We start from the raw sequence: 11,311 nt of genomic DNA on the forward strand, positions 1-11,311 counted from the left end.
GAATGAATCAAGACAACTCTGCCTCAGGTCCCCGGCTTTCGGGAACCTGGATGCAGCGAACTGCGCAGTTAGTACCCATACCCGTACGGTCCGTAAGACCCAAACGGCCGGTAAGCCGCAATCGTGTTCGGATAATACGTCACCCGCGGCGGCGAATACACCGACACTGCCGGCTGCGTGTACATGTACACGTGCACCGCCGGGGGAGGCGGCGCTGAGTACACATAGACCGTTTGCGGTGGCTGCGCATACACCGGCATCACCGGCACGTAAACCGGCTGCACATAACTCTGCTGCGGAGGCGGAGCGTATGCCTGCTGCTGAGGTGGCGCATATTGCGGCTGCTGATACTGCTGCGAGGGCTGATATTGGGGCTGCTGGTACTGCTGAGGAGGAGCATACTGCTGCTGTTGCTGATACTGCGGTGGCGGAGGCATCTGGTTATCGGAGAACCTCTGCTGGGGCTCTTCTCTAGGAGCGTCGTCATAGGCGCTCGGCCTGCGATACAGCCCTGAAGGATCGCGATCCGGATCGTCCACGATGGGAACCTCTGTATCGTCCATCACCTTCAGCGTCAGCCGCGTCTCTGCCTTCAACGTCGGCTTTGGACCGCGTCCCGGAAGCATCAGCAGATCGATCGGCCACAGAATCGGAAGCGACCACAGCACGATGTCCCGTGTCGCGTGTCCCTTGCCCAGGATCCGTCCCTCCCGGTCCACCTTGAACCCTGGCGCATCCACGACCCGAGCCGAAAGAGGAAGAACCGTTCGGGGCTCGATCACCATGCGATCGAACTTCAGCTCCATCCATCCCTTGCCCACAAAGTGCCCGGGATCCTTGTAGTCTTCAAACCGTCCCTCAAGATATGTGTTGAACGGCAAACGCGCGCTACTGTTCCTCGTCATGATGCTGGCCTGGCAAAGCACGGGATCGCCAACTGCCGCCGTTCCCGAAGACAGCCTCGTCTCGGAAACCGTGCAGTTAATCAGTGCGCCGGCAGGTAGAATCTGCCGCGCTGCGTATGCTGCAAACGCTGGAGACAGCAACAGCGCGCAGAGAGCCAAATGAGCGCTCCTCATCGAAAGCCTCCTGGTACGAAAGCTCGCGCCCGGCGGGCAGACTCGCTCCTCCGGCGGGAGCCGGCTACGTTTCTATGAATTTGCTCACCGCAACAGCCGAGCAGTCTTGCCCGCGCGTTGATACGAGAAGTCGTCCCGGATCGTCGCGATCCGGCCTCGTCAAAATAGAGCGCCGCTCAACAGGTGAGTGCCGAATTGATCAGTCGAATTTGAAATCGATTCCGAAGTGAGTCAGTGGTTCTGGCCGCAGAAGACCTCTGCCCGCCAGATCGGAAGAGAGATGATCCGTCGCGCTCGATGCGTCTGTGGCTGATACCGGATCCACATGCGCTCACGCAAACCCGGTTCCCTCCGCAGACCCCGGTACTTTTCCAAAGTTGCGCCGGCCACCAGAATTATTTCCGCCCCCCGCTCACTTTCCGCACTCAAACCAGTCCGCCTTGCCCCAGACGCCTGTTCTACGGCGCAAGCTTTCCATCAAATGTCGGGCAGCTGTTCACTTCTCCGCCATCGAGGCCGCGCTTGAACCACTCCTGCCGCTGCGCGCTGGATCCATGTGTCCAGCTCTCGGGGCTCACCGCTCGCCCGCTCATCTTCTGCAGATGATCGTCTCCCACCGCGGCAGCCGCTCGTAGAGCTCCAGCGATATCCTCTTCGTGGACAATGTTCCGCTGCTCTGTGCTGTGGCCCCACACGCCCGCGAAGCAATCCGCCTGCAACTCCAAATCCACCGAGAGCGGATTCTGCTCGCCCTCATCCTGCGAAGCCAGCCGTCGCATCCTCTGTTCAATCCCCAGCAGCTTTTGTATGTGATGTCCAAGCTCGTGGGCAACGACGTAGGCCTGCGCAAAGTCGCCCGTGTCTCCGCCAAACCGCTTCAGGTCTCGCCAGAAGCCCAGGTCGATGTAGACCTTTTCATCCTCCGGGCAATAGAACGGCCCGGTCGAAGCTTGCGCGGTCCCGCAGCCTGACGACGTGATGTCGCGGTAGAGGACGAGTTTGGCTCGGCGGTACTCACGGCCATGCGCCGCGAAGATCTGGCTCCAGGTTTTCTGAGCGTCATCCAGAACGAAGCTGATGAGATGAACGTCGCGCTCTTCTCCCGCAGACTGTTCGACGGGTCCTGCCGAGGGCCCCGGCTCTGGCCCCGCGTCCGACGATCCACCGCCGGAGGAGAGAAAATTCCGCCCCGTGACTACACTGAGAATCAGCAGAAGGATGAACCCGCCGATTCCCATGCCGCCGCCGAATCCAAACCCGCCGCCACCACCCCGGCGGTCTTCAATGTCTGAACTTATCCCGTTATCCTGCCATTCCATGGGTCGTACCTCTATCTCTCAGATGCAGTTTGGCATATCCACCGGCCCTGGTGCGCTGCAAGACGATTAACTTCGGAATTGATATTCTTGCTGGCAGGTGATCTCCTCAGTTTTCAAGCGTCGCAGCATGCGGAATACTGCACTCGCCGCGACAGGTATCTTCGGCCTTCTTGCTTCCGCACACGCCGCGTGCAATGGCCCCGCTCCCCTGGCTTCCAGGCTCAGGGCGCACCCCACAACTGACAACGCGGTTGCACTGGGCAGTTGGTTTGCCGGGCACAAGCAGTTCGCATGTGCGATCGACACCTTCCGCTCCGCACTAACCAGAGATCCGAAATCGGCTCAGCTACATTACCTGGATGGTCTGGCTTTGCTCGCGCTCAGGCGGACAGATGAAGCGCTGGCTGAGGTTGAAAGCTCCGCCCGCCTGGAGCCGGGCGTCATCAAGCCCCATCTCCTGCTCGCTTCCATCTATCTGGAGACGGGCAAAGCGCAGGCCGCGGAAGACCAGTGGCACCTCGCACTCCACATCGACCCGAACTCGGAGGCCGCTCTCGAAGGCTTAAGCTCCGCTCTTCTCGCCCGCCAGGACTACCCGCAAACCATCATGCTTCTCCGCGATGCTCCCCGCGCCGAGCATCTGGCCATCAACCTTTCGCGCGCTTTTGGACAACTCGGCTATCTGAATGACGCGGAGAGAGTGCTGCGAGAGGCGCTCGCCAGCCACCCGGAGTCGATCGCCTTAACCAAGGCTCTGACCGTCGTGCTGGTCCGCATGCATCGTAATTCCGACGCGATCAAGCTGGTGACTGATACGGCCAATGCGCATCCCGGCGACATCGAAGAGCAGATCGAACTTTTCCGGGTGCTTGTCCTACTAAGCCAATATGAAAAGGCTCGTCCCATGGCGGCCAAACTGCTGGCGGCAAGGCCGCATGATTCCGAAGTGCTCTATCTGAGCGGAATCATCGAGAACGAAGACGGCAATCCCGAGCAGGCCCGAACCCACCTGGAAGAGGCGGTAAAGCTCGATCCCGATAACAACAACGCGCACTATCACCTTGGTGTCGTCGAGGTGCAGCTTCATCAATGGAAAGAAGCCGTCGAGAACCTCCAGAAATCGATCGACCTGCAGATCCCCCTTCCGGAAGCCCACTTCGAGTTGGCCAAAGCTCTTCGCGGTTCCGGCGAGCCCGCCCGCGCCGCGGAGGAGATGAAAACATACCAGCAGCTGAAAAAGGCCCACGACGACTCAGTGGCAGCGGAGGCGGCCATCGCCCTCGCGGACAAGGATCTCGATGCGGGCAAGACTGACGAAGCCATCGCGAAGTATCGCGAGGCGCTACAGACTCAACCCAACGATGCGCTCGACCACTACAAGCTCTCTGTCGCGCTGCGCAAGGCGGGTGACTCCGACGGCGAGCGCACGGAACTGGAGACTGCGCTCAAGCTCGATCCAAAAATGGCCGCCGCTCATAACGAACTGGGGTTTCTGCTGGCGCGCGCCGGAGATGCTTCCGGGGCTGTCGACCACTTCCGCCTTGCAGTGCAATCGGCTCCCGCCTGGACGGACGCTTGGGTGAACCTCGCCGCTGAACTCGCCGTGCTGTCCCGCTTCGCAGAGGCGCGTGACGCCGTCGGCCGCGCTCTCTCGCTCGATCCCGACAATGCAGAGGCGCGAGCCCTCAGCGATCAACTCGCCCGCGACCCGGCGGCACAGAGGCCCGAGGGAACGGTACCGCCCTCCTAAAAAGCAGCGTCCTTATCGCTGGCAAATACGCGGGCCGGTCCTCCGGCTCGTGATCCAGCGCAGACCTATACCTGACGTGCAGTGATCCGAATCACTTCTGAACATCCACGCTGGGCGTATTGTTCTGTGAGTCGAACTCCATCTTTCGATGGAGACCGATTTCAGACCATGGTAGTAGAGCCTTGATCATGTGGATGGCCCGAAAGAGTGATCTGAATTAAAGGTTGTCGAATCTTGGCGATAGCGAATAAACGGTTTAGTAGGGTCTTTTGGAACCATTTAGCCACTTGCCGACGATGTATTCCGTATGTTATCGATACCGAGGTTCCACTAAATGGGTTTCTGGCGTCGGCTACCACCAAGACGTTGGTGTCAGGCCGAGTCAGAGTAACAAAAACAAGAACAACAAACGCTTCAGGAGGCTGGTCAATGTATTCAAACCAACTGGTGGCATCCTCAGTGATGTCACGGTGGGTTAGGCGTGTGTCATGGCTGGTAATTCCAGTCATGCTCCTGTCCTTTTCCATCGCCTACGCGCAGCAGCTCACGGGTACTCTGAGCGGTATCGTTACCGATCAGACAGAAGCCCGCGTGCCCAGCGCGCAGGTTGTTGTGAAGAACGATGCGACAGGCGATACGCGTACAACCACCGCGGACAGTTCGGGATTCTGGTCGGTAACGGCCCTTATCCCCGGCAACTACACGGTTCACGTCAGCGCAACCAACTTCGCTCCATGGGAAATCAACGGCGTGGTCCTGAACCAGGGCGACAGCCGTACGGTTCCCAACATCCGCCTCAAGATCGGTGGAGAGCAGACCGCGGTTACCGTCATCTCCGGGCAGGACGCGGAAATTCCCGTAGATACCGCTGAAGTCAGCGCAACCCTCAATAACGAGCTTGTCGACACAGCGACCCTCACCGGTCGCAACGCTGCTGAGCTGATCAAGATGATGCCTGGTGTCGTGTTCAGCGGCGCCACGTCGAGCTACGGCAGCAGCCAGGCAACTGGCACCAACAACGGACCCGCAGGACAGTTCTCGGCAAACGGAACCCAGCCCTACGGCTCCACCGACGTCTACCTGGACGGCGCCAACCTGATCGATCCGGGCAATGCCGGAACGCAGGTCGCCAACATCAACCAGGACATGACGGACAGCGTCAAGTATCTGTCCGCCTCCTACGGCGCTGAATACGCCAAGGGACCTGCTGTTCTCCAGGCCTTCTCAAAGAGCGGCGGCCAGAAGTTCCATGGCGAAGGATATCTCTACGCCCGCGACTCTGGTGCTCTGTTTGCGAATGACTGGAACGGTAAGTCACAACAGATCGCGAGCAAGAAGCCAAACGCCGTCTCTCCATCGTACTTCTATTACATCGGCGGAAACATCGGTGGCCCGGTCTTCTTCCCGCACTTCAACAAGAACCGGGACAAGCTCTTCTTCTGGGGCGGCTACGAGAACATGATCCAGCACCCCTACAACTCCCCGTACAACATCAACGTCCCGACCACGGCTCAGCTCGCCGGTGACTTCACGAACGCGGGAGTTGATCCGGGCGTTCTGAATGCCTGGCCGAATGCCTACAAGACGCCCAACGCAACGAGCGTCGGCACTGCCCCTCTCTCAAACCTTACTTCGACGTTTGATCCCGATGGAGTGAAGGTCAACAACCTCAATCCGAAGCCGAACCAGACGCCAAACAGTGCGAATGGCTGGGCCAATTATGGCTTTGTTCCGAATACGCCGACCAACCGTTGGGAAGCGACCGGCAAAGTCACGTATGCGTTCAGCGACAACACCAAGATTTGGGGTTCGTACGCGTATCAGAACGAGACCGACAATCACCCCCTTTCCATCTGGTGGGAGCCTTCATACGCGATTCCGTATCCTGGCAAGCCCTCTGGAAAGGAAACGGCCAACGTCTACCTCGCTAACGTCACGCACGCCTTCAGTGCGACTACGACGAACGAGTTCGTCTTTGCCTACTCCAAGTTCGTCAACGCCAACAAGCTGAGCGATCCTGCTGCCGTGAGCCGTACAGCTCTCGGTGTCGCGACAACCGGCATCTTCGGTGACGCGCACAAAATGAATCAGATGCCCGACTTTTTTGATTCATGGGCTGGCGCTGGAACTACCGACATCCGTCAGTTCAGCTTCGACGGAGGCATCTACGGCCCGAATAGCTTCGGCAAAACCTCCAAGGCACCATCGATTGCTGACACGTTCACCAAGATCGTCAAGTCGCACAGTGTGAAGGCCGGCTTCTACTGGGATGCCCAGGAGAACCTGCAGTCTTACAGCAGCTGGGACGGCAACGGTGAGTTCAACGTAAACCCGTGGGGCAACAACTCCAGCGGAAACCTGGTGCTCGATCGCTTCCAGGGACGCAACAATTCCTACAACGAATCGATCTCTCAGCCGGTTCCTGACGAACTCTGGCACCAGTGGTCGATTTGGGCGCAGGACTCCTGGAAAGCGACCCGCAAGCTGACCATTAACGCCGGCCTTCGTGCCGACCATATGGGTCAGTGGTACGACAAACTTGGCGGCACGCAGGTTTGGGACGCCTCTTCCTACGACAACGCACCGAATCCGGCTCCCAACACCGGCCTTGCATGGAACAAGATCAATCCCAAGGTTCCGGTCTCCGGCTGGGGCAGCAAGCTGTTCACCTACAACCCGCGCCTGGGCGTTGCCTATGACGTGCGCGGAAACGGCAGAACCGTTGTTCGCGCCGGCTTCGGCACCTATCGCTATCAGGTGTCGGATAACGACGCAGGCTCCGCAATGAACGGTCCGCTTGGCTCGTTCCAATACAACACTGCTGGCTCGCTCGGTGCCGGATTCTATGGCTACAATGTCGCCAACGGACTCGTGTACACGGACGCAGCTCGCACCAAGACAACGCAACTTACTGTTCCAAAAGCCCTCAATCAGGTCGGCGGCACCATCAGCGTTGACAAGTTCGGCGACAAGGAAGTCCCCTATGCGGACACCTACAGCTTCGGCGTCGCTCAGGCCCTGCCTGCGCACACGGTGGTGGAGGTTTCCTATGTGGGCAGCGCAAGCCGCAACCAGCTCCTGAATGGCAACAGCAACCTGTTCAACGTCAATCCTGTTGCGCTCGGGGCCTTTTTCAAGCCAAACCCGAATCCATACAGCGCGAACTACGGCAAGCTGGAGAACCCCAACCCGATCAACGGCAGTGGGGATATTTCAGCAAACGCCCAGGATTTCCGGCCGCTGCACAACTATCAAACCATCAACCTCTACCAGCATGGTGGGTACGCGAACTACAACTCGCTGCAGGTTTCCGGTCAGAAGCAGTCCGGCAATCTGTACCTGTTCTCGAACTTCACCTTCGGCAAGGTTCTTGGTACACGGGACGGAAGCACCTCAAACGGCAACGGCAATGGAGCTCTCGTAGATCCATTCAACCTTGCCAACAACTACGGACCTCTCGGTTACGATCACACCAAGGTCTTCAACCTTTCGTTCACCTACAAGCTGCCAAGGCCGATTCACAACAATTGGGCGCTCGGTCAGCTCATCAACGGTTGGGAACTCTCCAACTACACAACCTACCAGGATGGTGCGCCTTACCAGTCGAATACGGACCGCAGCATGCGTGCCCAGTATAACTGGAACAGCAGTCAACCTGATATCACGATGCCAAGCGGGTTGAAGACTGAATCGATCAACGCCAGCACCTGGTTTGGATCGGGCGAGGCACCTGCGCTTCTTCCTCTGATTGTTTGCGATCCTCGCAAGCACCTCTTGAAGAACCAGCAGTTCAACCCGAACTGCTTCGCAGCTCCGCTTCCGCCCACTGCGAACTCCGTCGGGCAGCAGGGTCAGTTTGTTTGGCCCTACATCCGTACGCCGCATTACTTTGGAAGCGACCTGGCCGTATTCAAGGCCTTCCGCGTCAACGACAGCCAGCATTTCGAAGTTCGCATCTCGGCAACCAACTGGCTCAACCACCCGAATGCTTCGTTCAGTATCAACGGCAACTCCGACAACCAGCTGAGCTTTAATGGTTACTCAACTGGACAAAGCTATTCGTATAACACCAACAGCGCAACCACCGGTATCCCCGCTGCCAAGCAGGGCTATCGTTGGGTCCAGTTCGCGGGCAAGTACTACTTCTAAACGCGAACAGCCTCAAACTCGGAGGGCGGCTTCGGCCGCCCTTCACTTTTTCCCGCTCCTCGTTTTTGCTCTGGTTCATCAAGCCGCTCGAGCGCTGCTTCGCCTGGAGCCTCTGCTCGCGCCCTGAGAGAACCGGTTCAAACCGCAAACAAGATAGACTACTCGTAGCTCCTCCGGTCCGATCTTCCTTTCTATGCCGAAGCCCCTGTCGATCGCAGTTTTCGTATTGCTCCTGCTTTCTGCTGTCTCCGAAGCCACCCGGATCGTGGCCCAGCAACAATCCCCTTCCCCCATCAAATTCGAGCTCAAGTCTCTTCCCTTCCGTCTGGATAGCGACGAAAGCAGCACAGCAAGAAATGTCCCGGAGACGATGGCTGGCGGCGTAGCCGTCTTCGACTACAACAGCGATGGCCGCCCCGACATCTTCTTCACCAACGGCGCCAGCCTTCAAACCCTGAAGAAAACCTCGGACAAGCAATCCGACCGCCTTTACCGCAATGACGGGAACGGCGTCTTCACTGACGTCACCGCACAGGCCGGTCTGCACGGCCGCGGCTTCGATTCGGGCGTTGCCGCCGGCGACTACGACAATGACGGTCATCCCGATCTCTTCGTCATGAGCGTTCACGGCAACACCCTCTACCACAACAATGGGGACGGCACCTTCGCCGACGTGACGAGGAAAGCCGGCCTCGACAAATCGGTCGATCCTGACTTCGGTCCCCTCTACGGCGTCGCTGCCGCCTGGGTCGACGTAAACAATGACGGACTCCTCGATCTCTTCGTCGTCAACTACCTTCAGTGGACCTGGTCAGACAAACCGCTCTGCACAATCAACAACGTCGCTGAGTACTGCCACCCGCGCTACTACAAGGGCCTCCCCGACCAGCTCTTCCTCAACAACGGCGATGGCACCTTCAAAGACGTATCCAAAGAGTGGGGTATCCGCGACCATGTCGGCAAAGGCATGGGGGTCGGCGTAGCCGACTTCGATCTCGACGGCAAACCCGATCTCTTCGTCACGAACGACGCCGGCTATAGCTTCCTCTTCCATAACCTCGGAAACAAGTTTGAAGAGATCGCGTTCCAGGCGAACATCGCGCTTCCGGAGGAGGGCGCCTTCATCTCCGGCATGGGCCTCGATTTTCGCGACTTCGATAACGACGGCTATCCGGATGTCGCCTATGTCGCGCTCAACCGGCAAACCTTTCCGCTCTTCCGCAACACAGGCAAAGGCGACTTCACTGAAGTCACCGCGCCCAGCGGCATGACCTCAGAGAGCCTTGGAATGTCCGGCTTCGGTCCCGCACTGTACGACTTCGACAACGATGGCTGGAAAGACCTCTTCGTCTCACGCGGCCACGTCTCCGCCACGCACCCTCCGGGAGCAGAGGTCAAGCAGCCGAATTCCGTCTTCCGCAATCTAGGCGCAAACGGCAAATGGCAATCACTGACAGAGCAGGCAGGCTTCGCGCAATCGACCGCAGCACGTCATCGCGGCTGCGCACTCGGCGACTTTGACGGCGACGGGCGCATCGACATCGTCGCCACGTCCATGGACGCCAACGCCGAGCTCTGGATGAATCGCAGCCCCGCAGGACATTGGCTGGACATCGCACTCCACGGAACCAAAAGCAATCGAGATGGCATCGGCGCCCGCATCAAGGTCGTTACAAAATCAGGCACACAGTACAACCACCAGACCTCAAGCGTCTGTTACGCCTCGTCGAGCCTTGGCCCCGTACACTTTGGTCTCGGCCCGGAGTCGAAGGCCCAGACAGTTCAGATCACATGGCCCAGCGGAGTCGTGCAGACACTCGAAGACGTCGACGGTGATCGCATTCTGAAGGTCACGGAGACCGCGCCGGCAGCGACGCCGAAATAGCTAGTTGTTTGTCGGCCCTGCCTGCTGCTGCTTCGCCTGGATGTCATCGACAAGCTTGCGCTCGCGTTGACCATCGTCGGCGCGATGAAGCTTGTAGTAGAGCGGCGCCAGTTCCACGTGCGGCTCAAGCCAGTTCGGATCCGCCTTCTCCAGGGCTTCCAGCAGCGTGACAGCATCGGCATTTTTGCCCAGCATCGCATCCAGCTTCGCCATCTGCAGCTGTGCCTGCCGATTCTCCGGCTGCAGCTGAAGTGCCAGTTCCAGCAGCGGCTGCGCTTTCTGCACCTCGCGCTTCTTTAGCAGGATCGCACCGAGATACAGGCTCGCGACAGGATCGCGCGCATCAGCCTGCAACGCGGATTTAAACGCAGCCTGGGCAGCGTCGGTATCCCCGAGAGCATCTCGGGCCTGCCCCGCCATCGTATAGAGGCCGGGAATCTTTGCATCGAGTCCGAGCGCAGCATCCAGATCCGTCCTGGCCTGCTTGAACTCTCGCGAGTGCAGCCGCGCCGACCCCGCAATCGCATACGCCTCTGCAGACCGCGTCGTCTCCGCAACGCGCTCCATACGGGTGCACCCTTCCGCTTCCTTGCCCGACTGAATCATTGCGGATCCGAGCACGTACTCGAAGTCCATGTCGTTTTGATTCGCCTGCTCGAGCGGCTGCAGCAGAGCCACGGCCTTCTCTGCGCGATTCAGCTTCAGATCGCAGTAGCCCAGCAGCATCGTCGCGCTCAAGTCGCCAGGCCGTGCGGCATGCACTGCTTCAAATTCCGAGCTCGCGTGCTCGCAATCACCCTTCTTGTAATAGGCAAGCGCGAGGTTCTTTCGCACCGCTGTCTTGTCGGGCGCGTTCTCCATCGCAAGCCGGTCTTCGCGAATCGCCGCGTCAAAATCGCCCGCAGCGGCAAGCGCCGCTCCAAGATTTGCCCTCGCCTCCGGAAAGCGGGGGCGAAGCGCCAGTGCTTTTCGATACTCCTCGATTGCGGCCTTCACATCACCGTGCTGTTGTGCATCTACCCCCTTGCGCATATGCTCGTCCGCATCTCCCGCCGCCGGAGGACGAGATTGCGCAGCCGCAGCACCGACAGCACAAGCCAGAAGAATGAACGCAGAGAACCGCATATTG

6 protein-coding genes are annotated in these 11,311 nt (G+C 59.0%); 3 read left to right on the forward strand and 3 right to left on the reverse strand.

Annotated features, from left to right (window positions below):
- Positions 1-68: 68 nt before the first annotated feature.
- Together DHV10_RS27510 and ypfJ are read right to left on the reverse strand one after the other, a co-directional pair.
- Positions 69-1,079 carry a hypothetical protein gene (locus tag DHV10_RS27510; RefSeq protein ID WP_204101339.1) on the reverse strand — a complete coding sequence of 337 codons (1,011 nt, stop codon included), beginning with the start codon at positions 1,077-1,079 and terminating at the stop codon, positions 69-71.
- Positions 1,080-1,537: 458 nt separating this feature from the next.
- Positions 1,538-2,398: a KPN_02809 family neutral zinc metallopeptidase gene (gene ypfJ, locus DHV10_RS06695; RefSeq protein ID WP_109485471.1), complete on the reverse strand. Its 861-nt coding sequence runs from the start codon at positions 2,396-2,398 to the stop codon at positions 1,538-1,540.
- A gap of 127 nt (positions 2,399-2,525) precedes the next feature.
- Here ypfJ and DHV10_RS06700 point away from each other — a divergent pair, with 127 nt between their 5' ends.
- From DHV10_RS06700 to DHV10_RS06710, 3 genes are all read left to right on the forward strand, one after another.
- A complete protein-coding gene (locus DHV10_RS06700) occupies positions 2,526-4,148 on the forward strand; it encodes a tetratricopeptide repeat protein (protein WP_162601264.1) in 1,623 nt (540 codons plus the stop codon).
- A 507-nt stretch (positions 4,149-4,655) separates the two neighbouring features.
- On the forward strand, positions 4,656-8,297 hold the full coding sequence (locus DHV10_RS06705) for an outer membrane beta-barrel protein (RefSeq protein WP_162601265.1): 3,642 nt from the start codon (positions 4,656-4,658) through the stop codon (positions 8,295-8,297).
- Between the two features lie 193 nt (positions 8,298-8,490).
- A complete protein-coding gene (locus DHV10_RS06710) occupies positions 8,491-10,182 on the forward strand; it encodes a CRTAC1 family protein (protein WP_109485474.1) in 1,692 nt (563 codons plus the stop codon).
- On the opposite strand, the gene DHV10_RS06715 is transcribed toward DHV10_RS06710, so the two are convergent.
- A complete protein-coding gene (locus DHV10_RS06715) occupies positions 10,183-11,214 on the reverse strand; it encodes a tetratricopeptide repeat protein (protein WP_162601266.1) in 1,032 nt (343 codons plus the stop codon).
- Positions 11,215-11,311: the final 97 nt, after the last annotated feature.

The organism is Occallatibacter savannae (assembly GCF_003131205.1).
GTDB classification, from domain to species: Bacteria; Acidobacteriota; Terriglobia; order Terriglobales; family Acidobacteriaceae; genus Telmatobacter; species Telmatobacter savannae.